At 67.3% G+C, this 23112-nt stretch carries 21 protein-coding genes; 14 read left to right on the top strand and 7 right to left on the bottom strand.

The genetic code is table 11. The annotated features are described in order from the left end of the window. Positions 1-2 precede the first annotated feature (2 nt). The 4 genes from ABD231_RS25185 to ABD231_RS25170 all read right to left on the bottom strand — a co-directional run bounded on the left by ABD231_RS25185 (position 3) and on the right by ABD231_RS25170 (position 4142). A complete protein-coding gene (locus tag ABD231_RS25185; protein WP_344156792.1) occupies positions 3-899 on the bottom strand; it encodes a carbohydrate ABC transporter permease in 897 nt (298 codons plus the stop codon). 10 nt (positions 900-909) lie between these two features. Continuing rightward, positions 910-1821, bottom strand: coding sequence for a carbohydrate ABC transporter permease (locus tag ABD231_RS25180; protein WP_344156789.1), 912 nt, complete (start codon positions 1819-1821; stop codon positions 910-912). Positions 1822-1911: 90 nt separating this feature from the next. Next, positions 1912-3330, bottom strand: coding sequence for an N-acetylglucosamine/diacetylchitobiose ABC transporter substrate-binding protein (gene ngcE, locus ABD231_RS25175; protein ID WP_344156786.1), 1419 nt, complete (start codon positions 3328-3330; stop codon positions 1912-1914). A gap of 23 nt (positions 3331-3353) precedes the next feature. Then, positions 3354-4142 carry a sugar isomerase domain-containing protein gene (locus ABD231_RS25170; protein ID WP_344156783.1) on the bottom strand — a complete coding sequence of 263 codons (789 nt, stop codon included), beginning with the start codon at positions 4140-4142 and terminating at the stop codon, positions 3354-3356. 255 nt (positions 4143-4397) lie between these two features. Here ABD231_RS25170 and ABD231_RS25165 point away from each other — a divergent pair, with 255 nt between their 5' ends. The 4 genes from ABD231_RS25165 to ABD231_RS25150 all read left to right on the top strand — a co-directional run bounded on the left by ABD231_RS25165 (position 4398) and on the right by ABD231_RS25150 (position 8227). Further along, positions 4398-5387, top strand: coding sequence for an N-acetylglucosamine kinase (locus tag ABD231_RS25165; protein ID WP_344156779.1), 990 nt, complete (start codon positions 4398-4400; stop codon positions 5385-5387). Positions 5388-5465: 78 nt separating this feature from the next. Further along, positions 5466-5999 carry an alpha/beta fold hydrolase gene (locus ABD231_RS25160; protein ID WP_344156776.1) on the top strand — a complete coding sequence of 178 codons (534 nt, stop codon included), beginning with the start codon at positions 5466-5468 and terminating at the stop codon, positions 5997-5999. A gap of 381 nt (positions 6000-6380) precedes the next feature. Then, complete coding sequence (locus ABD231_RS25155) at positions 6381-6968, top strand: helix-turn-helix domain-containing protein (RefSeq protein WP_344156774.1); 588 nt, start codon at positions 6381-6383, stop codon at positions 6966-6968. Next, positions 6965-8227, top strand: a complete 1263-nt coding sequence (locus ABD231_RS25150) for an MFS transporter (protein WP_344156771.1) — start codon at positions 6965-6967, stop codon at positions 8225-8227. The genes ABD231_RS25155 and ABD231_RS25150 overlap by 4 nt, the downstream gene beginning before the upstream one ends. Here the strand turns inward: ABD231_RS25150 and ABD231_RS25145 are convergent. Beyond that, on the bottom strand, positions 8169-9497 hold the full coding sequence (locus ABD231_RS25145; RefSeq protein ID WP_344156768.1) for a hemolysin family protein: 1329 nt from the start codon (positions 9495-9497) through the stop codon (positions 8169-8171). The genes ABD231_RS25150 and ABD231_RS25145 overlap by 59 nt on opposite strands. 132 nt (positions 9498-9629) lie before the next feature. On the opposite strand from ABD231_RS25145, the gene galT reads away from it, so the two are divergent. The 4 genes from galT to ABD231_RS25125 all read left to right on the top strand — a co-directional run bounded on the left by galT (position 9630) and on the right by ABD231_RS25125 (position 13606). Beyond that, a complete protein-coding gene (gene galT / locus ABD231_RS25140; protein ID WP_344156765.1) occupies positions 9630-10679 on the top strand; it encodes a galactose-1-phosphate uridylyltransferase in 1050 nt (349 codons plus the stop codon). Then, the gene (gene galK, locus ABD231_RS25135) at positions 10676-11803 is read left to right on the top strand and encodes a galactokinase (protein ID WP_344156762.1); all 1128 of its coding nucleotides are present in this window, start codon (positions 10676-10678) and stop codon (positions 11801-11803) included. Before galT ends, galK begins: the two co-directional genes overlap by 4 nt. A gap of 114 nt (positions 11804-11917) precedes the next feature. Continuing rightward, positions 11918-12718 (top strand): M23 family metallopeptidase, encoded by an 801-nt coding sequence (locus ABD231_RS25130; protein WP_344156759.1) that lies wholly within the window; start codon positions 11918-11920, stop codon positions 12716-12718. Positions 12719-12943: 225 nt separating this feature from the next. After that, positions 12944-13606 carry a pentapeptide repeat-containing protein gene (locus tag ABD231_RS25125; protein WP_344156756.1) on the top strand — a complete coding sequence of 221 codons (663 nt, stop codon included), beginning with the start codon at positions 12944-12946 and terminating at the stop codon, positions 13604-13606. 471 nt (positions 13607-14077) lie between these two features. Here ABD231_RS25125 and ABD231_RS25120 read toward each other — a convergent pair whose 3' ends face one another. Continuing rightward, complete coding sequence (locus ABD231_RS25120; RefSeq protein ID WP_344156753.1) at positions 14078-14890, bottom strand: DeoR/GlpR family DNA-binding transcription regulator; 813 nt, start codon at positions 14888-14890, stop codon at positions 14078-14080. A gap of 79 nt (positions 14891-14969) precedes the next feature. On the opposite strand from ABD231_RS25120, the gene ABD231_RS25115 reads away from it, so the two are divergent. The 6 genes from ABD231_RS25115 (at position 14970) to ABD231_RS25090 (ending at position 22162) form a co-directional block, all read left to right on the top strand. After that, a complete protein-coding gene (locus ABD231_RS25115) occupies positions 14970-16100 on the top strand; it encodes a GNAT family N-acetyltransferase (protein ID WP_344156750.1) in 1131 nt (376 codons plus the stop codon). 78 nt (positions 16101-16178) lie between these two features. Next, complete coding sequence (locus tag ABD231_RS25110; RefSeq protein ID WP_132404878.1) at positions 16179-16838, top strand: GNAT family N-acetyltransferase; 660 nt, start codon at positions 16179-16181, stop codon at positions 16836-16838. Between the two features lie 81 nt (positions 16839-16919). Beyond that, entirely contained in the window at positions 16920-17714 is a 795-nt protein-coding gene (locus tag ABD231_RS25105; protein ID WP_344156745.1) for a CAP domain-containing protein, read from the top strand. Positions 17715-17872: 158 nt separating this feature from the next. Then, positions 17873-18841: a CAP domain-containing protein gene (locus ABD231_RS25100; protein WP_344156742.1), complete on the top strand. Its 969-nt coding sequence runs from the start codon at positions 17873-17875 to the stop codon at positions 18839-18841. A 1043-nt stretch (positions 18842-19884) separates the two neighbouring features. Then, positions 19885-20976, top strand: coding sequence for a hypothetical protein (locus tag ABD231_RS25095; RefSeq protein WP_344156739.1), 1092 nt, complete (start codon positions 19885-19887; stop codon positions 20974-20976). Between the two features lie 919 nt (positions 20977-21895). Next, entirely contained in the window at positions 21896-22162 is a 267-nt protein-coding gene (locus tag ABD231_RS25090) for a hypothetical protein (RefSeq protein ID WP_344156736.1), read from the top strand. Here ABD231_RS25090 and ABD231_RS25085 read toward each other — a convergent pair. Further along, on the bottom strand, positions 22159-23106 hold the full coding sequence (locus ABD231_RS25085; protein ID WP_344156733.1) for a GlxA family transcriptional regulator: 948 nt from the start codon (positions 23104-23106) through the stop codon (positions 22159-22161). The two genes, ABD231_RS25090 and ABD231_RS25085, sit on opposite strands and share 4 nt — an antisense overlap. Positions 23107-23112 lie beyond the last annotated feature (6 nt).

Below are 23112 nucleotides of genomic sequence, written 5' to 3'. Positions count from 1 at the left end.
ACTTACTTCAGGGTCGCTCCGGTCAGGCCGGCCTGGACCTGGCGGTAGAAGATCAGGTAGACGACTACGACCGGGACCATGGCGATGGTCAGGGCTGCGAACAGCGTGCCCCAGTCGTTCTCGTAGCGCTGGCTGCCCAGGAGGGTGGCGATGCCCTGGGACAGGACCGGCTTCTCCGGGGACAGGAAGGACGGGAGCACGAACTGGTTCCACTGGCCGAGCACGTTGAAGATGCCGACGCTGATCAGGCCGGGCTTGGCCATCGGGAGCATCACGCGGAAGAACGTGGTCGCGTGGCCGGCGCCGTCGACCAGGGCGGCCTCGGCGATCGAGGTGGGCAACGTTCGGAAGAAGGCGTGCATGAAGAACACGGTGAACGGGAGTGAGTACGCGATGTAGACCAGGATCAGGCCCTGGTACGTCGAGATCATGCCGAAGTTCTGGACGACGAAGAACAGCGGGACGATCGCGAGGAACGTCGGGAACATCATCCCGGCCGCGAACAGGTAGTAGATGAAGCGGTTGCCGGGGAACTCGTAGCGGGCCAGGACGTAGGCCACCATCGAGCCGAACAGCATGGTGCCGAGGACGCCGAAGACGACGACCACGATGCTGTTGCCGAGGTAGTCGCCGACGCCCTTCTCCCAGGCCTTGGAGAAGTTGCCCCAGAGCAGCTTCTTGGGTAGTGCCCACGGGCTGTCGCCGAAGATCTCGCCGGTGCTCTTCAGCGAGGCGATCAGCGACCAGACGAACGGGACCACGACCAGGACGCTCCAGCCGATCAGCACCGTGTGCGAGAACACGTTCACGGGGCTGAAGGAGCGGTCCTTGGGTCCGGCCGGCTGGATCGGTGCGGGTGCGTCGGCGGTCTCGCCCTTGACGTCGATGTTCACAGTCATGAGACGGCCCTCAGTATTCGATCCGCTCGCGGCGCGTGGCCCGGAGCATGACGGCGGCGATCAGCAAGGTCAGGAAGAACAGCACGACGCCCATCGCCGAGGCGTAGCCGGAGCGGCCGAACTTGAAGCCGTTGTCGGCGATCTGCAGTGCCATCACCTGGGTGGAGTTGTCCGGCCCGCCCGGGCCGGCGGTCATCACGGCGACCAGCGCGTAGGCGTCCAGGGCCAGGATGGCCAGGTAGACCCAGGCGGTCTGGATGGTGTCCCACAGCAGCGGCAGCGTGATCCGGAAGAACGTCGTGAACCGGGTCGCGCCGTCGATGATCGCGGCCTCGAAGATGTCCTTCGGGATGCCCGACATGGCGGCGTTGAACATCACCAGGTAGAACCCGACGCTGCCCCAGATCAGTACCCACATCACGCAGTACAGGGCGATGTCCGGGCTGGCCAGGTACTGCGACGTACCGAGTCCGAGCTTCTTGGTGACGGTGTTGGCCAGGCCGTTGTCGGTAGACGTCATCACCACCGACCAGATCACCGCGATGACCGGGACCGACAGCACCTGCGGCAGGAAGAACGCCAGCTTGTAGAAGCCGTTGCCGCGGACACCCTGGACGCCGGCGCTGTTCGACCGGCCGCCGACGTTCAGCAGGTAGGCGAACAGCAGGGCCAGGAAGATCACGATCACCGGGATCAGGATCAGCAGGATGATGTTGTGACCGAGCGCGGTGCGGAAGGTCGCGTCGTGCGCGAGGGTCTTGAAGTTGTCCAGGCCGACGAAGTCGAACTTCGGGGAGATGCCCGTCCAGTTCGTCAACGAGTAGTAGAAGGCCTGCCCGAAGGGCGAGATCACGAAGATCAGGTACAACGCGAGCGGGATCGCGAGGAAACTCGCGACGAAGCGGTAGCTGCCGTGCCGCATCTTTCTCCTAGGGGATTACGAGCCGATGGGGCATCCTCAACCTTGAGGATGCCCCAGTGGCTCACGCCAGCATCTGGCGGGGGTGGAGCATCAGCTCCGGGTGCGCTTGACGGTCTTCGGGTCCTTGGCCGTGTCGTCGGCCAGCTTCTGGGCCCGCTTCTGGAACTCGTCGGACGTGATCCGGTCGGCCACCAGCTCGCCGACGATCGCGTACAGCGGGTCGTTCATCGGCGCGTACCAGGTCGCGAAGTACGTCGACCAGTTGTTCTCGCCACCGGACTTGATCAGCGCGCTGGACGACTCGGCGCCCGGGGACAGCTTCAGGCCCTCGGCGGCGCCCTTGACGACGGTCGGCGAACCGGTCAGCTCGGTGAACTTGCCGGCGCCCTTCTTCGACAGCATCAGGCGCAGGTACTCCAGGCCACCGGCCCGGTTCTTCGCCTTCTCCGGCACGATGAAGCCCTCACCGGCCGCGATCTCGGTGCAGTCGACCGGGAGCTTGGCGCCGTCGAGCAGCGGCGTGTAGGTGACCGTGGTGAGGAAGTCCTTCGGCGCGACCGGCTTCTGCTCGTTCTCGAGCCACGAACCGGACGGGATGAAGGCCGCCTTGCCCTGGTTCCAGGCCGTCTGGGACTGGATGTGGTCCAGGCCCTCGGTGCCCTTGAGGATGTAGCCCTTCTTCTTCAGCTCGAGCAGCGCCTCGGCCGCGGCCTTGATCGACGGGTGCATCCAGGCGTTCGGCTGCAGGCTGTCGATGGCCTTGATGACCTCGACACCACCGTGCTTGACGGCCATGTCCAGCAGGACCTGACCGATGTAGTACGGGTACTTGCCCTGGTGGGCCAGCGGCGCGATGCCGGCCTTCTGGATCGTGTCGCACAGGGTGAGGAACTCGGCCCAGGTCTTGGCCGGCTGCCAGCCGTTCTTCTCGAACAGCGCCTTGTTGTACCAGAGGCCGTAGACCGTCAGGACGTAGTTCAGGATCAGCGGCTTGCCGTTGAGCTCGGCCGCCTCGAGGGTGATCGGCTCGACGGAGTCCTTGACCTTGATGTTCGGGTCGTCGATCGACGCCGCGTCGAACAGCGGGGTCAGGTCGGCGAGCTGGTTGGTGCTGGCCAGCGTCGAGACCGGCAGCAGCTTGGCGCCGGAGTTGTCGATCACGTCCGGCGGGTTGCCGCCGTTGAAGCGCGGCTGCAGCTGCGGGGTGATCTCGGTGGTGCCGGTGTGCTTGATCGCCGAAGCGGCGAACTTCTCCTTGTACAGCGACTCGTGGAACTTCGCGTAGTCGTCGCCGTAGCCGCCCTTGAAGATGACGACGTCGAGCGGGTCCTCGGCCTTGACGCCGAAGGGGTTCTCCGCCGTCTTGCTGGCGCCGCCGCCGCCAGTGTTTTCGTCGCCACCACCGCTGGCACATGCTGCCAGCAGCGTGCTGCCGCCAGTGGCCAGCAGGGTGCCGACCGCCGCGCGCTGCAGGAACAGCCGCCGCGACAGAGGGTTGGGAGTGGTCATGGGTCCCGCCTTCCGAGAGTGTTTCAGGCAGTACGCCGGATCCGGCCGGCGTACTGTGCTTCGAGGGCGTTGTTGTGCTCGTCGCCGCCCGGGATGTTTGCGGACAGGTAGACCGGAGGGGTCTCACCCGCCGCCGTGAGCCGGCGCAGAACCTCTGCGACCAGCATTTGCGCGATCAGCGCCGCCGTGATCGAAGACACGGCACAGACCTTGCCACCCCCGGGCAGGTCCAGCACGGAGTCGCCGTACGGAGCCTGGTTGTCCAGGACGACGTCCGCGAAGTCGATGAGTTTCTTGCCGGACGGGTGGCGCGAGTCCACTCCGGCGGTGTGCTGCAGCGAGGTGATCGCGATCAGCGGGTGGCCGTTTTCCTTGACCACGTTGGCGAGTTCGACGATCGAGCCGTTCACGCCGGAGTTGGAGGCGATGACGAACACGTCGCCTTCGCGGGCGGCGGACAGTTCGTAGAGCTTGCGGCTGTACGACGGGTCGCGCTCGAGCTCGGCGCTGCGCAGCAGCTCGGCCGGTTCGCCGCCGAGCAGGACGAGGTCGCGCAGCGCGATCCGGTTCGTGGCGATCAGTCCGCCGGCGCGGCCGGCGATCTCCATCGCGAGTGCTTCGGAGTGTCCGGAGCCGAAGGCCTGGATGACGCCGTTCGCGCGCAATGAGGTGACGAACAGTTCGGCCGCCTGCTGGATCGGGCCGTCGATCTGCTCGGTCACGGCGGCGAGGATCGGAGTCAGCGCGTGAACAAAACTCTGCGCGCTCACTGCGGTGCTCTCCCCTGGTCCGCCCTGGTCACTGCTGGCCATCTTCCGGCCCACCCCTCAACAATCTGTTCATCGCGACACTCTTGATGCCGACAACTGCGCAAGTTTGCGGTTTGCTGGACAGAACTTTTCTCAAGTGGCAGCTAAAGTCAAGGCTCATCTCGCTACGACCCCCAGATCGGGACCGTTGTGTGACCTTGTCCATGGATGTTCATTGAGGCCTCTTTCGAGCAGTTTGGAGCATTGCGTATGTCGGTTGAACGCCCGCTGCCGGAACCTGCGGACTCAGTGGTCTTGATGCCAGCCTCGACACTGGTCCTGGGCGGTGACCTCGGTGGCACCTCGACCCGGATCGTGATCGCCGACTCTGAGGGCAACGTAGTCGGCCGAGGGGCCGCTGCCGGCGGAAACCCCACCAGCCACCCGACGACGGCCGCGGCCAACTTCGGACAGGCCCTTCACACCGCCCTGACCGGGCTCGACCCGGCCCGCGTCGGGGCCGCCGTGATCGGGGCCGCGGGCGGCTCGGCCCTCGCCGTACCGGAGGTGAAGGCCCAGTTCGACGCGGCCTGGTCCGGTGCCGGGCTGGCCACCGAGGCCCAGTTCATCGGCGATCTGGAGGTCGCTTTCGCATCCGGTACGCCGGAACCGGACGGACACGTGCTGATTTCGGGCACGGGAAGCAATGCCGGGCTCGTCGTGGACCACCGACTGGTCCGGACCGCCGGCGGGCACGGCTGGCTGCTCGGCGACGAGGGTTCCGGCTTCTGGCTGGGCCGCGAAGCCGTTCGCAGTGTGCTGCTCGCGTTCGATCTGGAGGAGCCACTCGGGCTGCTCGGCGAATCGGTCCTGCAGGCTTTGCTGCCGGGCCACGATTCGGCGATCTTTGCGCAGCGTGATGGGTACGAAATCGTGCGTAACGACGTGATTCGGGTGGTGAACAACCGTCCACCGGTACTGATGGCCGAACTGGCCCGCACGGTGGTCTCGTCGTACGAGCAAGGCGACAAGACCGCGCACGCCTTGGTGAAACGCGCAGCCGACCTGCTCATTGAGACGGTCGGCCGGATCAGGACAACGAAGGACACGACCCCGTTGATCCTCGCGGGCAGTGTCGCCGGTGAACAATCTCCGGTCGGCCGCCTGCTCCGGGAGACCTTTCACGAGCAGTTTTCCGGAGAGATCCTCACTGCCCGTGACGGTGTGAGCGGCGCGACCTGGCTGGCCCTCGGCGCCCTCGACCCGGCGCTCGCGAATGAGGCGAACCACACGCGCTTGGTTAGTTAGGGACAACCTGTCGAGCCGAAAGGGTCGGCTTCGACGTATCGCTCACCTGGGCAGCTTCCTCTTCTTAAGGTGAGTGACATGTTCGAGACCGACCTCCGGCTGACGGACGGCCGCGCGCTGCACGTCTACGACAGCGCGCCCTGCGACGACGGCCGCCTGGCCGTCGTCACGCTCGGCGTCCCGACCGACGACCTCTACGAGGCCGGCGAGTGGCTCGGCATCCGCTGGATCTCCTGCGACCTCACGTCGTCCACCACCGCCGCCGACCTGGCCGCGGTCGTCGACGCAGCCTGCGTAGAAGGCTTCGCCCTGATGGGCCACGCCGAAGGCGGCGCCTTGGCCCTCCGCACCGCCGCCCTCCTCGGCGACCGCGTCGAAGCCGTAGTCACCTTCGCCAGCACCCTCCCCGCCGAATTCATCCTCACCGCAGTCGACGGTCCCGTCCTGCTGTGTCACGGCCTAGACGACGTAGTCGTCCCGCCCGCCAACAGCCGCTGGCTAGCCAGCCGCCTGGCCCTCCCCACCCTCGACCTCCACCCCCACCTCGACCACACCACGATCCTCACCCAGTCCGAACCAGCCCTCGAATGGATCCGAGACCACACCGGCTGAATCGCAGCCCAGCCACCGCCAGGCGGGCCTAGCGCACCCCTCCTTCCCCCCAAAGAGCAGCCCTCCGCTCCCCAACCACCCCGCTGCTCTTTGTGCACGCAGCTCAACTTTGAGAACCCACCAACCACTCCGAGGCCTCAGAAGTGGTCGGTGGATACACAAAGTTGCACCTCGCGCCCAAAGAGCAGCCGACCCACCTTTGGGCACTCCTCAACCACGCAGCACGACTTTGAGAACCCACCAACCACTCCGAGGCCTCAGAAGTGGTCGGTGGGTACACAAAGTTGGCTTCCGTGCACAAAGAGCAGGCGACCCATCTTTGGGTGGGGGATTCCAAGCAATGGCTTGACATGAGGGTCGGGTACGGCGGATATTCCAAGCATGTCTTTGGAGAAGCGGACTCGGTTGCTGGATGATCCGTTGGCTATTCGGGCGATGGCTCATCCGGTGCGGCTGGATCTGCAGAGCTTGCTGGGGCGGGAAGGGCCGATGACGGCGGCTGATGCGGCTCGGCGGTTGGGGATCAGCCACGCGCTGGCTTCGCATCATCTGCGGCAGTTGGCGAAATACGACTTCGTGGAACCGGCGCCGGGGAAGGACAACCGCGAGCGGCCGTGGCGGTTGGTGTCGACTTCGCAGTCGTGGCGGGATGCTGCCCGAACACCAGAGGGGGCGGCGGCGGCCGACGTACTGGAGCAGTTGTTGGCTGAGCGGGCGTTGGAGTCGCTGGCTCAGTGGCAGCAGCAACGCAACGACGAGGAGCCGATTTGGCGCGACCACGCCGGGATCGGCCGCAGCGGTATCTACCTGACCGGCGACGAATTGGCTGAGCTCGTCCAGCAGATCAACAGCCTCGTCGAGCGGTACGTCGAGGAGCGCCCGATCGACGACCAGTCGACCCGCCCGGTCGGCAGCCGCTACGTCTCCATCACCCAGATCGTCACCGTGGACCCGGAGGAGACGGAATGAAGGACCTGTGGGGCGTCCTCGCGCGGCAGCGCGACTACCGGTTGGTGCTCAGCGCCGGCCTGATCTCCATGACCGGCGACTGGCTCCTCCGCACCGGCCTCGCCTTCCAGATCTACGTGCTGACCGGATCAACCCTCGCCTCCGGCGGTCTGCTCCTGGCGTCGTTCGCTCCGACTGTCCTGCTCGGCTCGCTCGCCGGCGTCTTCGTCGACCGCTGGGATCAGCGCAAAACGATGATCGTGGCGAACCTCCTCAACGCCGCGGTTCTCCTTCCCCTGCTAGCGGTTCGCGGCGCCGGCACCATCTGGATCGTGTACGGCGTAGTGCTCGCCCAAGCGTGTTTGCAACAGTTCTTCCAACCGGCCGAGCAGTCACTGATCCCGGTTCTCGTCGACTCCAAACAACTCGTCACCGCCAACGCGTTGAACAGTCAGATCCACGACCTGGCCCGGTTGATCGGCGCCGCGATCGGCGGTGTCCTCGCCGCGACCGGCGGTCTGACACTGCTCGCGATCGCCGACGCAGTCACGTTCCTACTCGCGATCGCCCTGCTCTCGGCCGTACGACACCGGACCGAACGCATCCGCGAGATCGCCGAGGCCGCCGGTGGCGCAATCCGCCGACTGAAGGCGGAGTGGACCGAGGGCTTGAAGCTCTGCGTCCGCGGATCCGGCATGCGGCTGCTGTTCGTGTTCTGCCTGGTGACCGGGCTCGGCGAAGGCGTGATGAGCACCCTCTTCGCACCCTTCGTCTCCACCGAGCTCGGCGGCGATGGCAAGGCCTACGGCCTGATCGTGTCCTCACAAGCAATCGGCGGCATCGTCGGCGGTCTGGTCGCCGCCGCCGTCGGCTCACGGTTGCCTGCAGCAACTATGTGGGGAGTGGGCGCGCTCCTCTTCGGCCTGATCGACCTCACCCTGTTCTGCTACCCACTCTTCTGGGACAGCCTGATCCCGGCCTTCGCCTGCATGATCGTCGTCGGCCTGCCCGGCGCCTTCGCGATCGCCGGCATGATGACCACGCTCCAACGCCTGACCACCGACGGCACCCGCGGCCGCATCTTCGGCGCCATCATGGCCGCCGAAGGTGTGACCGTCCTGCTCGGTATCGCCGCCGCCGGCCTGCTCGGCGAGGTGGTCGGCATCATCCCGCTCCTGGTCTTCCAGGGTCTCGGGTACGTCGTCGGTGGCGCCGTAATCCTCAGTCGGCGACGGGCGCTGACGCCTCGTCCGGAACCGGTTGCTCCCCTGCCGGTCTGACCCGGTGCACGCGGACCCGCGCGACTCGGCGACCGTCCATCTCGGTCACGGTCAGTGTGTGGTGGTCGACCTGGGCCTCCTCGCCGACCGCGGGCACCTTGCCGAGCTGGGCAGCGAGGAATCCGCCGACCGTCTCATACGGCCCGTCAGGCAATTCGAGGCCGGTTTCGTCCGCGAAGTCGTCCAGGTTCAACAACCCGTCGACCTCCATGTCGCCGCTGCGGAACCGCGTGGTCTCGGTGGACTCCTCGTCGTACTCGTCCTTGATATCGCCGATCAACTCCTCGACGAGGTCCTCGAGCGTGACGATGCCCGCCGTACCGCCGTACTCGTCGAGGACGATCGCGAGGTGAGTGCTGCGGCGACGCATCTCGGTCAGCGTCGGCAGCAGCTTGGCGGTGTCCGGCAGCATCAGCACCTCACGCGCCAGGTCGCCGACCCGGACCGAACGCGACGCCACCGCCGGGTCGAACAGGTCCCGGACGTGCACGAACCCGACGATGTCGTCGGCCGAACCGTTCATCACCGGGTACCGCGAGTGCGGGCGCTCGGCGGCGAACTTGACCGCCTTGTACGCCGGCATCTCCGCATCCACGAAGTCGACCTCGGTCCGGGGCAGCATCAGCTCGCGCAGTTGCCGGCTGCCCGCCTCGAACACGTCGTCGACGATCCGCCGCTCCTCCTCACCGAGCGACTCGTGCGCGGAGATGACATCGCGCAGCTCCTCGTCGGTCATCACCTCGCGGTTCGCGTTGGGATCACCGCCGAGCGCGCGGACCACGAGGTCGGTGGACTTCGAGAGCAGCCAGATCACCGGGCGGGCGCCGGAGGCGATCCGGTCCACCAGCGGAGCGAGGCCGAGCGCGAACGTCTCGGCCCGCTGCAGGGCGAGCCGCTTGGCCGCGAGCTCACCGATCACGATCGACACATACGAGATCAGCACCGTGATCAGGACCAGCGCGACCGTCCCGGCCACGCCCTCGGGCAGCCCGAGGTCCACCAGGTGCGGCGACAGGGCGTCGGCCAGCGTCGCGCCACCGAAGGCGGCGGACAGGAAGCCCATCAGCGTCACGCCGATCTGTACGGCGGACAGGAACCGGTTCGGGTTGGCGGCCACCCGGGCCACCGTTTCGCCCCGCTTACCGCGGTGGGCGAGTGCCTTCACCTGCGACTCGCGCAGGGAGACCAGTGCCATCTCGGCGGCGGCGAACACCCCGCCGATCAGCACGAAGACCAGGATCAAAACGATATTGAGGAGCGTTTCGTTCATGTCGGGGAGGTCCTAAAGCCCTCTCGTCGTATGTCGAGAGGGCGGGCGTTGGGCGTGGTCGTCCATCTCCTCAGCGTACCGGTGGGACGCACCACGATGCATGTTCGAGTTTGTTGGTTTACGATGATTAGCGTGAAGACACCCCGTGGTGCGCGCCGGACGGACACCCACCTGTCCGACGGCCGAGAGCTGATCTACTACGACCCGGCCGACACGCCGGCCCGGGTTCCGCTCGAGGACACCCGTGGCCTGCCCGCTCCGCAGCCGCAGGTCGACCTGCGGACCGACCCGCTGACCGGTGACGTGATCACCTACGCGACGCACCGCAACACCCGCACCTACCTGCCGCCGGCGGACCAGTGCCCGCTCTGCGCCAGCAAGCCCGGCAACCCGACCGAGATCCCGGACCACGACTACAACGTGGCCGTCTTCGAGAACCGGTTCCCGTCGTTCGCCGGTCCCGGCCGGACCGAGGTGCTGTGCTTCACCAGCGACCACAACAGCTCGTTCACCCAGCTCTCCCAGGGCCAGGCGCGGCTGGTGGTGGACGCCTGGGCCGACCGGAACGCCGACCTCAGCGCCCGCGACGACATCGAGTACGTCTTCCCGTTCGAGAACCGCGGCCGCGAGATCGGTGTCACGCTCAGCCACCCGCACGGCCAGATCTACGGCTACCCGTTCCTCCCGCCCCGGATCCGGACCCTGATGGCCCGCGCCCGCGAGCACCAGGAAGTTGCCGGTAGCAACCTGTTCGCCGACGTCCTGGCCGCCGAACGCAAGGAAGGCACCCGGGTCGTCGCCGAGAACGGCAACTGGACGGCGTTCGTCCCCGAGGCCGCCCGCTGGCCGGTCGAGGTGCACCTGTACCCGCACCGCCAGGTGGCCGGGATCGACGACCTCTCAATCGGTGAGCGCGACGACTTCGTCCAGCTCTACCTCGACGTACTGAACCGTTTCGACAACCTGTACGGCGATCCGCTGCCCTACATCGCCGCCTGGCACCAGGCCCCGGTCCGGATCGACCGCGAACTCGGCTACCTTCACCTGGAAGTGCTGTCCATCCGACGGGCAGCCGACAAGATCAAGTACCTGGCCGGTTCGGAATCCGGGATGGGCGCTTTCATCAGCGACACCCGTCCGGAAGACGTGGCCGAGACTCTTCGGAAGGTGACTGGCTCGTGAGCTTCGCGGATATCTTCGGTACGGCGCCGGACGGTTCCTGGCGTGCTCCCGGACGAGTCAACCTGATCGGCGAACACACCGACTACAACGACGGTGTCGTCCTCCCGATCGCCCTGCCGGTTGAGGTCGTGGTGCACGCTTCGGCGCGAGCTGACGGCCGGATCGCGGTGTCATCCGTCGGGCACGATGCGGTCATCGAGTTCGCAATTGACGAGCTGGCGCCGCACTCGGTCGACGGCTGGGCGGCGTACCCGGCCGGCGCGGTCTGGGTCCTGCGCGAGTCGGGCTACCCGATCGGCGGCGCGAACCTGCTCTTCGACTCCGACGTCCCGACCGGCGCGGGCCTGTCGTCGTCGGCGGCACTGCTGTGTGCCACGTTTGTTGCTTTGCTGGGTCTGGCCGAGGTCGAGGTCGAGCCGGCCGAGGTTGCGCGGCTCGCACAGCGCGCCGAGAACCAGTACGTCGGTGCGCCGGTCGGCCTGATGGACCAAACCGCGTCGATGTGCTGCACAGCCGGGCACGCGCTGGCGTTCGACATCCGCTCCGGCTCGTTGGATCAGATCCCGTTCGACCCTTCGGCTGACGGGCTGACGCTGCTCGTGGTCGACGTGAAGGCGCCGCATCGGCACGCCGACGGTGAGTACGCCGCACGTCGGCAGAGCTGCGAACGCGCGGCGGCCCAACTCGGCGTACCGGCTCTGCGTTCGGTTTCTGTTGATGAGCTGGATGCTGCGCTGGCGAAGCTCGATGACGAGGTGGATCGTCGCCGCGTCCGACACGTAGTGACTGAGATCAAGCGGACCGAGGACGCGATCGCGTTGATGAAGGCAGGCCGCCTGCGCGACGTCGGACCGCTGTTCAACGCGTCGCATGCATCGCTGCGCGACGACTTCGAGATCACCGTTCCGGAGCTCGACGTCGCCGTCGACACCGCACTCGCCGCAGGTGCTGTCGGCGCCCGGATGACCGGTGGTGGTTTCGGCGGTTGCATCATCGCGCTGACCGCTTCCGATGAGGCCGACGCCGTACTGTCTGCGATCGAGAAAGCCTTTGCAGAGAAGGGTTTCGCGGCCCCCAGTGCACTCGCAGCAACGCCTTCTGACGGTGCGTCGAGAATCAACTGATTGACCTCCTGCCCCAAGGTGCAGAACTGTCTTCGAGGACTGTGCAGCCCTTGCCTCCAGGCGTACTTTTCCCTTAAGGGGAAAGCACAATTTGGGGGAAGTGGGGTGGGGGCGATGGCGCTGCCTTTGCCTGCCGGAAAACTCAAGGTAGGAACCGGTTGGCGTTATTCCAGCGGCGGTAAGCACGCCGCCTTCGACTACCCGGTGGCGACCGGTACGACGGTCTTCGCGGTCCAGGACGGTATCGTCCTGGCCTGCAACGACGGCGTGACGAACAAACCGCAACCGGGCGTCCAGGGCGCAGATTCGAACTGGGTCCTGCTGGGCATCAGGCACGCCGGCAAGAAGGCCAGCGTGCTGTACCAGCACCTGTCGCCCGGGTTGCAGGTGAAGAAGGGCGAACAAGTCAAAGCCGGCGACCCGCTCGGCAAGTCCGGCTCCTCCGGCAACGCCACCGGCCCCCACCTGCACCTGGCAGCCATGTGGGGCCACCGCACAGCCAACAGCCGCTACGACTACCTGATCAACATCGGCGCGAACGAAAAAGCCCCCAAGAAGGGCACCGCAGCCAACGAGATCTGCATCTTCCCGCCCGACCAGGTCTACACCGGCAAACCAGCCGAGCGAAACCCGTTCGCCGGCGGCGATGTCTTCCTGGACAAGCTCAAGTTCGGCGTCAAACAGTCCGACAGTGTGAAGCGCCTGCAATTCGTCCTGAACCACATCAAACTGGTCAGCGGCCGAACCCTCGCCGTCAGCGGCAACTACGACATCGACACCAAGAACGAAGCCACCAAGTGGCAGATCCAAATCGACAAGTGCAAACCCGGCACCCCCGCCGCCGACGGCAACATCGGCCCCAAACAAGCCGAAAAACTCTTCGGCCCGCAATACACCCTGAAGGCGCACTCCTAACTCGCCCTCACCCAGCCCGCAGCGATCCCCCCTCGCTGCGGGCACACTCGCGCGCGCCTAGCCCTCGCTCCGAGCACGCCCGCTCCTACGTCGCGTGCACGCGGCGTGGCGTAGGTCGACGCGCCGCTTTAGGACACGCCCACCGTTGTGTACGTGGGGGCAACCGTCTTTCGTGGGACAACTGGACACGGCACAAGTAGATCCGCCAGATGTCTCGGGAGAGCAGTGGAGATTCGGGAAGTACGCGAGGCGCGGTCTCTGATGCCGGTGATCGACGAGATGGACTTGACCGAGGTCGACGCTCTTACCGGTGCAGCGATTCGTGAGGCGGCTGTCGGTGGAATCGATGCGACGCGGCTGCGACTCGAGGACGTGACGATCGTCGGATCGAGGTTTGTCGGGACGCGCCTGGCGGATGCGCTCTGGGAGGGCGTGGTGATGTCCGGCAGCGTGTTCGACGGGGTGGACCTGTCGTCGGCCAGGGTGGACGGCGGGAAGCTGGATCGGGTGCATTTTCGGGGCTGCCAACTGTCCGGGCTGTCGCTGAGCGGAGTTGCCTGCGAGAACGTGATCTTCGGGGACTGCAGGCTCGACTACGCGACGTTCGACACGGTGCGGACGGCCGGTGCACTGGGGTTCGTGAACTGCTCGATGAGCGAAACAAGCCTGGTTGGCTGTCGGTGGGACAAGGCTGTCATCGACGGCTGCCGATTGTCGGGGCTGGAACTGGATCATTGCGATCTGCGGGGATCCGACCTGCGGGGTAATTCACTGGCGACGGTCCGAGGTGTCGGCTCGCTGCGCGGCGTCACCTTGACGGCAGATCAGTTGGCCGACTTGACCGCGGCATTGGTGGCCGACCTCGAGATTCGGATCGCCCGTCCCTGAATCGAACGGACGCAATGTGCGCGTGGCGCGGACGTGCGCCACTCATCAACTGCGGTTTTCGAGTGGCTCCAAGCGTGGAGCTCGCCGATGCCAGGGGGTTGATGAGTGGGGGCGGTCCGCCTGCGGGGAGGATCAACCCGCTTGCCCCGCAACGCGATTGCCCGAATCCGCAGGTCGATGCCGGGCCGCAGTCCCCACGCCATCCGGTTCAGCAAGCCGCGTGCACGCGACGTAGGAGCGGGCTTAGCGGCGGCGGTTGCGAATGTGCGGTCGGCGGAAGTGTTCTCGACAGGAAGCGGCGGTAGCCGCGTGGGAGGGGTGGGTGGGGCGCACGAGCGGAGCACGCGACGTAGGAGCGCGCGTGCTCGGAGCGAGGGGTGGACCGCCATCACCCACCAAGTGCACTTGGTGAGCGACTGGCACGCCTGCGAGCGCCTCGCCAACCGGGGTTGGACGGTGATGCGGGTCCGGTCAGGAGGTGATTACTAGTTCGCAGCCTGTGTCTCGCATGGCTTTGCGGGCGCCAGCTGACAGTCCGCCGTCGGTGACTATGACGTCTAGGTCGGCCCAGGTGGCGAAGGTGCTGAGGCCTACGGTGCCCCACTTGGTGTGGTCGGCTACTACTACGACTTCGCGGCTGGCGGCGATGAAGGAGCGGTTGGTTTCGGCTTCCATCAGGTTCGGGGTGCTGAGGCCGTGTTCGGCGTCTACGCCGTGGGCGCCGAGGAAGAGTAGGTCTAGGTGTAGGGAGCCTAGGGCGGCGGTCGCGATCGGGCCGACCAAAGCGTCCGATGGGGTGCGGATGCCGCCGATCAGTACGACGGTTCGGTCGGAGCGGGCGTTGCCGTGGAAGACGTCGGCGATGCGGGCGGAGTTCGTGACAACCGTCAAGTTCTCGACCCGGAGCAACTGCCTAGCGAGCGCGTAGGTCGTCGTACCGGCGCCGATGCCGATGGCGCTGTCGGGTTGGACGCGGCCGGCGGCTTCGGCGGCGATGGCTTGTTTGGCGGCGGACTCCTGGGTGAGCTTGGCGTCGAACCCGGGCTCGTGGGCGCTGCGGAGGCCGACCGAGGTCGCGCCGCCGTGCACCTTGTGGAGGAGGCCGCTGGAGTCGAGGGCGTCCAGGTCGCGCCGGATCGTCATGTCCGACACGCCGAAGCGTTCGACCAGTTCGGCGACTGTGATCGCGCCGCGACTGTTGACCTCGGCAACGATTGTGGCCTGTCGTTGCGCGGCCAGCTGTCCACCCCGGCCGCGTTGCGGCTCCGCTCCGGCTGCATTCACGTGCCAAGACTAAACGGAGTTCGGCGTGCTGTCAGGGAAATGACGTTGCCGCGGCGGTGGCAGCTTGTCACCCTGAAGCATGCGATTCCCCGACGACGTGCCCGTGCTGACCGCCGATTCGATCACTTTGCGTGCACACACGCCTGCTGACGCCGACGCGGTCTACGAGATGTGCCAGGACCCGGTCATGCAGCGCTGGACCACGATTCCGGTGCCGTACTCGCACGCCGACGCCGTCTCCTTCCTCACCGAACTGATCCCGAACGGCTGGCGCGACGAGAACGGCTCGCGGCACTGGGCGATCGACGTGGACGGACGGTTCGCCGGCACGATCAGCCTGCACGACATCGCCGGTGGTGTCGGCGAGATCGGTTTCGCGATCGCTCCGTGGGCGCGCGGCGCCGGCGCGATGACGCGTGCGGTCAAGCTGGTCGTGCGACACGTCTTCGACGACCTGAACTGGGACCGGGTGATCTGGCGGGCTCACGTCGGCAACTGGGGTTCACGCCGGGTCGCCTGGAAAGCCGGGTTCCGCGGACTGGTCGTCGTACCGGGTGCTGCCCAGGCTCGCGGCGTCCGGTACGACGAATGGGTGGCGACCGTCGGCCGCGATGACGAACTGGAGCCGCAGGGCAACTGGTGGACGGTACCGGAGTTCGACGGTGGCACGTTCCACATGCGGGCGCCTCGGCCCGATGACGCCAAGCGGGTCCAGGAAGCCTGTAGCGACGAGCGGACGCAGTACTGGCTGGCGGGCCTACCGTCGCCGTACGAGCTGCACCACGCGGAAGGTTTCATCGAGAGCCGGAACGAAGCACGGGCTTCGGGTGAAGGCGTGTCGTGGGTGATCGCGGATCCGGGCACCGACGAGCTGATCGGCAACGTCAGCATCTTCGGCATGAACGACCGGCTGAACACGCGACCCGGCGAGATCGGGTACTGGATGCACCCATCTGGCCGCGGCAAGAACGTGATGACGAAGGCAGTGCGGCTGGTGATCGAACACGCCTTCACACCGGTCGAGGAGGGTGGTCTCGGACGTCGTCGGTTGACCCTGCTCGCCGCGGTCGAGAACACCGCGTCGGCCCATGTTGCCGAGGCCAACGGCTTCAACAAGGTCGGCATCGGGCGCGCCGGGGCACCCGGCCGGGACGGGCGCTGGGACGACGACTACATCTTCGATCTACTGCCCACCGACCCCCGTCCGTGACCGGTCCGGGACGGCGAGTTTGTGTCATGCGACACCGTTCCCCTCGCCGTCTCGGCATTCGGCTGGTTGAATCGACTGGTGAGAGATCGTGAGGAGCTCGTCCGCCGCTGGCAGGCCGGGTGGTCCGTCTCGAGGGGCTGGACGACGGTTGAGGATGATCTGGACGGCATATTGACCGTCCGCGCGGGTGAGGAGAACCGCGCCATGGAGTACGTCGTCCTGGACGCGGACGACAAACCCGAGCGGGTCGAGCGAGCCGCCGAGCTGGCCTTGGCCGCGCCCGGCGGTCGCGGGGCCGGCTGGATCACCCTGGCCACCGATGACAAGGAAGCCCGGATCGAGCAGCTCGAGGACCTCGGTCTGGAGGTGCAGCGCGACCAGGACTGGCTGATGACGATCCAGTTGTCGGAGCAGCCTGCCCTCAAGCTGCACGAGCGCTATGCGCTGCACACCGAGCTCGAGGACGACCTGATCATCACCCGAGCCACGTTGCACGGCGGAGTCGTGTCGAGCGGCCGGATGGCGGTCGTCGGGCCGGATGCCGTCGCGGACCGGATCGAGACCGACCCGGCGCACCGGCGGCGTGGACTCGGCAGTGCGGTGATGGCCTCCCTGGTCGAGACCGCCGCGGCCCAGGGCGCCAAGCGCGGCATCCTGATCGCATCGATCGACGGTCTCCGGCTGTACCGCAGCCTGGGCTGGAAGGTCATTGCCGACGTCGTCACGGCACGCTGCTAGACCAGTTCTGATTGTCAGACATCCGTTAAGGCCGGTCTCCAGAGGAGTCAGGCAACGATCGGGTGGGCAAGGCTGCTCACCATGACGAACCCCCGACGGTCGCGGCGTTCCCGTGTGGCCGGTCCACTGCTCGCTTCCCTGTCCGCGCTGGTCGTGCTCACAGGGATCGGGTGGTTCGTACTGCGGGATGTCGACGGTCAGAAGGTGACGAGCCAGGAGGAGCCGCTGACTGCGGCCTCCACGCCGGTCGATGACGCATCGGTCACCCCGACCCCGATCCGGCCGACGAGCCCGTCCGCGACACCACGCCGTACGGCGTCTGTCACCCCCACGCCGACTCCCGCGAAAACGGTCAAGCCGACACCGACCCGGTCGAGTACGGCGCCGAGTCGCGAAGGCACGCGGAAGCCGACCACCACGCCGAGCCACACCGCGACCCCGCGGGCGTCGAAGCCGACGAAGTCGACCACGACGATTGCCTCCGGTAGTCCCGAGGCTCAGGTGCTCACGTTGACCAACGCCGAGCGGAAGAAGAACGGATGCGGTGCACTGCGGACGAACAGCGCGTTGGCGAAGGCCGCCGAGGCGCATGCGTCGGACATGGTGGTCAACCACTACTTCGCGCACAACAGCCAGGACGGGCGGACGCCGTTCGCCCGGATGAAGGCCGCCGGCTTCCAGGGCGGCGCGATGGCCGAGAACATCGCTGTCGGTTACACCAGTCCGGCGGCGGTCGTTAAGGGCTGGATGAACAGCCCGGGACACCGGGCCAACATCCTGAACTGTGACTACACAATGCTTGGTGTCGGTTACTCCTCGGGACAGGTGAAACCTGAATGGGGCAAGGGATCCTGGGTCCAGGACTTCGGTGGCTGACCGCAACCTTCGGAGAACGTTAAGTCGGGTCGCGGAACTGTAACGGTGACCCGGCGTATCGGTTAAGGTCGCTGTTCGGTAACCAGGGGGGACCTGGAAGGACCGAGGGGAACGACGCAGTACTCGGCACGACGCACACGAAGAGGATTCGCCCACCCATGACGGATGCGCCAACCCCCCGGCGGCACCGCGGTACCCGACGCGCGCAGAAGAACAAACGCGGCCTGGTCGGCCCGATCGTCAGCGCATTGTCGGTGCTCGTTGCCATCGGCCCGGTGATCTATCTGATGTCGCGGGACAACTCGACCGTCAGCGACGCGACCAAGGTACTGAACGTCTCCGAGGACACCCGGGACGACTCCGGTGCTTCACTCGTCGACGGCGCGCACAGCGTCCCGCTGAAGACCGTCACCAAGACGCTGGCCAACGGCAAGGTCACCACCGCCGTGATCGGCGCCGGTGCGAACGGCACGTCGACGACCTCGACGCCGGGCACTACCGGTACGCCGGGAGTCACCCCGACCGGTACACCGTCGAACACGCTGACGACGCCGACCGCGCCGACCACCGGCGTCACCACGGTCACTGTCACCCCGGGCAAGCCGCGGACGACCGAAGGGAAACCGGGCAAGCCGAAGCCGCCGCCCCGGCCGACCCCGACGAAGACCACGACCAGCAAGCCGCCGAGCAACACGCCTGAGCCGCCGCCCACGAACGACGGTGGCGGTACCAACGCGCAGGAGCGCGAGGTGCTTGAGCTGACCAACCAGGTCCGCCAGCAGAACGGCTGCGGCCCGCTGCGGCTGAACAGCGCCCTCGTCGAGGCAGCTGGCCGGCACGCCTCCGACATGGTCCGCCGGCACTACATGGACCACACCAACCCCGAAGGCCAGGACCCGGGCGACCGGATGCGCGCCGCCGGGTACGACGGTGGCAGCTGGGGCGAGAACATCGCGGCCGGGTACCCGACCGCACAGAAGGTGGTCGCTGCCTGGATGAAGAGCGAAGGCCACCGGGCGAACATCCTGAACTGCAAGTTCAACCTGCTCGGCGTCGGCTACGACCCCGGACGCGTCAAGTCCGACTGGGGCCCCGGAAGCTGGGTGCAGGACTTCGGCCGCAGCTAGGCCGTCGTACAGGTTGTCATTGTGTCGAAGGCACCGACAGTGGCGAAGACGTTGTTCGAATGCCACAACGTCCGGCCGATTTCCGGCCGGTCACGGCGGGTAGATCCGTCCTTGTCGCACCGTCCACGCTCTACAGAGCCGGACGCGACGACTGATGAGGCACGTCTTGGGGGCGAGACAGTGAAGGGAACAACGACATAATGTCGTCCGATTCCGGCAGTGGCCGGCAGAAACCACGCAGGAAGGCGACGCGTGCCCGGGGCTCCCGGCCGAACGCCCCGGAACCGGCACCCACGCCCCCACCCGAACCACCCCGCTACGCCCCGCGAGGCGGCGAGTCCCCCTTTTGGGCCAACGCCCAGCCCCGCACCGACAGCCAAGCCTGGGCCGACACCCAAGCCCACCTGGAGGCCCGCACCCGCACCGACTCCACCCCGCAGTACGCACCACGTGGTGGCGATGCGTTCAGCGGCTCGAGCCGTCTCGGGAGTGACGACGCCTTCGCCGGGCCCACGCGTTCTGGTGCCGGCAGTGAGCCGCTCGGGACGAGTACTGCGGACAGCACGAGCTCACGCGGCTGGGTCACCCAGTCCGCCGCCCCAACACCCGCACCGGCACCCGAGCCCGCCCCGACCCGTCGATCCCGCCAATCGACGCCGGCCGAGGACCTCGCAGGCCTAGGCGCCTGGGCCACCACACCCCCCGAGCCCCCGCGCGCCACCCCCGCGCCAACCGCTTCCACCTGGAGCGAATCCGCCTCCCTCGGGTCTCCGCGGATTGAGTCGACACCGGCCGCGTCTCCCACCCCCAGCCGACTCGACTCCACACCCACCGCGTCCACCTGGAGCGAGACGGCCCGCGCAGCGTCCGACCCACTCGGCTCCACCTCGGCCGCGTCTGGCCGAATCGGCTCCGCGCCGACCGCGTCTACTTGGAGCGAAACGGCTCCTGCGGCATCCGGGCGGCTCGACTCGACGCCTACCGCGTCTGCCTGGAGTGAGACGGCTCCTACGGCGTCAGGGCGGCTTGGTTCACCTGCGGGGTTGGATTCTGCGTCGGCGGGGTCTGTTGGGACCGAGTCCACCCGGCTCGGGTCCGCGTCGGGGTCGGAGGGGTTCGAATCTACGGCGGCGGCGAGTTCGTCGTACGTGCAGCCGCCGGTTGCGGCGGTTGCGGATCCGCGGACTGCGCGGGGCACGACCGAGCTGTCAGGGCCGCGTACCGCGGCGATTCGTGAGAGCAAGGCGGCGGCGAACCGACGGCCGCGCCAGGCAGCAGACAGTACGGCGGTTGATGCCGACGGCCATCCGGTGTCTCGGACGGCGCGTGGTGCGGGCAGTAAGCGGCGGCCGTTCATTGCGGTGGCGGCGGTACTTCTCGTCATCACACCGATCTCGTGGCTCCTGTTGCACCAGCCGCAGAACGACGAGGCCGACGCCTCGCTCCCGATCGGCACCCGCACCGACGACTCCTACGCAACCCCCAGCACCATCCCGGTCGACGACCCCACCGTCCCGCCGAAGAAGCCCACGGCCACCCCCACCGCACCTCCCACGGGCACCCCGACGGCGTCGACGACCCCCACAGCGCCTCCCACGAGCGGTCCCACCAACACCCCCACGACCGTCCCCACCGACAACCCAACGAGCACAGCCACCACGGTGCCCACCAATCCCCCCACCAGCCAACCCACCACCACTCCAACCGGTAAGCCGACGAAGACGCCCCCGCCGCCTCCGCCACCACCGCCGCCCGCGGCTGACGGGGACATGACGAACGACGAGATCCAGTTGTTCAACCAGATCGACAGCGCGCGCAAGAGCAAGGGGTGCGCACCGCTCGAGCAGGACGCTCCGGTGACGTACGGAGCCCGCAGCGATGCACAGAGCCGGAGCAAATCGGGCAACGTCAACGCGAGCGGCTCCTCGATGTCCGCAGCCGGCGGCGACAACTGGTCCTCGAACGACGCGTTCAACCAGATGATGGCGCAGAGCAAGGGCACGCTCCTGAACTGTGGACTGCGCACCCTCGGTGTCGGTCGTGGCACCTACAAGTACTGCACCTCGGTCGACCTCCTCGGCCTCTGCATCGGCAAGCGGGTCACCCGGGTCGGCTGGGTCGCCGACTTCAACTGACGCAATCACCCGACGGACAGGACGTATACGTCTGCTACGCGGTCGCCTGGGCGGCCGCCGGCGGGAACCACCGCCGCCGCACACCTATACGTCCTGTTCATACGCCGACAACCGGCGACCGGCGTAGATCGCCGCTCGTCCGTTGGATCCGCTCGCTGCGGCTCGTCCTCCCCATCTGATGGGTGCACCCCAAAGCCGGTTAGTTAAGCGGTTCGGGGGTGGTGTCAAGAGCGGTGCAGTACGGCGCGGCTGGGGAGCGCTACCCCACCGAATCGGCGGGTAGGGCTCCCCAGTCGTCTGGAAAGCATGGTGGTGGGTCCTCCCCAAACCGGTTTGGGGAAGATGCCGGCCGGTGTCGAACTGGTTTGGGGTGGATATCGGTCGTATTCGGGGGGTGGATCCTCCCCGAATGGCTACGGCAGTGCGCTGGCGCTCCCCGAACCGGTTTGGGGAGTTGGGTCGCTGCTGGCTCGGTTAGCGTCGCCCGAGCCGCCTTAACTAACCGGCCTTGGCGTCCACCCATCAGATGGTGGGTTCCCCACCCCGCATGCGATGGGGGAACCCACAACCCGGTGGGTGGACCCACCAAATGGGCGGCAGGCGAAGGTGGTGAGCGCCGCGGCTGGTCGGCGGGGTGGGGTGGACCTTGGGCTGACGGGGCACAACTTCCGCCCCGCAGTACGAGAGCGGGCGGCCCGGGGCGCTAGGCGAAGGTGGGCCGTGGCGAAGGGCAGCGGTGGGCCGGCGTGCGCCGGGTCGGGCGGTGGGCGGCGTGCGCCCGGGTCGGGCGGTGGGCGGCGTGCGCCGGGTGGGGTGGTGGGCGGGCCGGTTCTGGGTGTTGGTGGGGCGTAAGGGAGATGTCGCGGGTGTTGGGGGGTGGTTGGTGGGACGATGGGGGGAGGCTACGGCGGGAGGGTGCATGTTCGGGGAACGGGAACGTGGGGACCTGGGGCCGGAGCGGCCGGCGCATTTTGGGATTCCGCCGGATGCGTTGGCGGATGAGCGGCCTGATCGGCGGCCTGAGGAGGCCAAGCGGATGGGGTTGAGCCGGCATACCGAGGAGGGGGCGGTGTTGTCGTTCGCCTCGGGGCTGGATCGGGGGAAGACCGGGCATCGGTTGATGGCTTGGATCTTGCTGGTGACGTTTGCGGCGCCGGCGATCTACACGTTGTTCTGGCTGCTCTAGGCGAGGGCGGGGGCGAAGTCCTGGCGGTGGCGTTGCGGGGTGGTGCCGAGGACGGCGTGGAAGTGGTGGCGGAGGGCCGCGCTGCTGCCGAAGCCGCTGGCGGTGGCTACTCGCTCGACCGGGTGGTCTGTGGTTTCCAACAACAGACGGGCGCGGTCCAGGCGTTGCTGGAGGAGCCAGGCCTGGCCTGAGCTGCCGGTGCGGGCCCGGAACTGACGGGTGAACGTACGGCGAGACAACGCAACCGCGGCCGCCCATTCGTCGAGCGACACCGGCTGGTCGAGTCGTGCACGTGCCCACACCATCGCCTTCTCGATCACGTCATCACCGGGGTCAGGCGGGACCGGGACCGGGATGTACTGCGCCTGCGAACCACTGCGGTGCGGCGCGATCACGAGGTTGCGCGCAAGCTCCTCTGCCGCCTCCACGCCGTACTGCGTGCGCACCAGATGCAAGCAGCAGTCCAACGAAGCCGCCGTACCAGCTGAAGTCATCACGTCGCCGAGATCTGACCAGAGCACATCGGCCCGTACGGCGAGGTCCGGATGCCGGGCCTGCAGTTCCGCGACCCGCCGCCAGTGCGTCACGACCTCGCGGCCGTCGGCGATTCCGCTCGCGGCGACCAGGTAGGCACCGATGCACAGCCCGATCACGACCGCTCCACGCGCATGCGCCCGCTGGATCGTCGTCAAGAGCAACGAGGACGGTTCGCGCGTCGGCTCCCAGCTCGGCAGGATCACCACGTCGGCCGTGTCCATCACCGACAGCCCGTGCTCGACCGTGATCCCGAAGCCGGCGTTCGTCCGCAGCAATCCCGGTTCCTCGGCGCACACACGCACGTCGTACAGGCCGTTCGTGTCCCATGGATCGCCGAGGACCAGGCAGGGCACGGACAGGTGGAACGGACTCATCCCGTCGAAGGCCAGTACGGCGACGCTACGCATGACAGA

The sequence above is a fragment of the Kribbella yunnanensis genome (assembly GCF_039529655.1).
Lineage (GTDB): Bacteria > Actinomycetota > Actinomycetes > Propionibacteriales > Kribbellaceae > Kribbella > Kribbella yunnanensis.
Note: the sequence above shows the minus strand (reverse complement) of the source record. Positions and strands in the feature narration are given on the sequence as shown.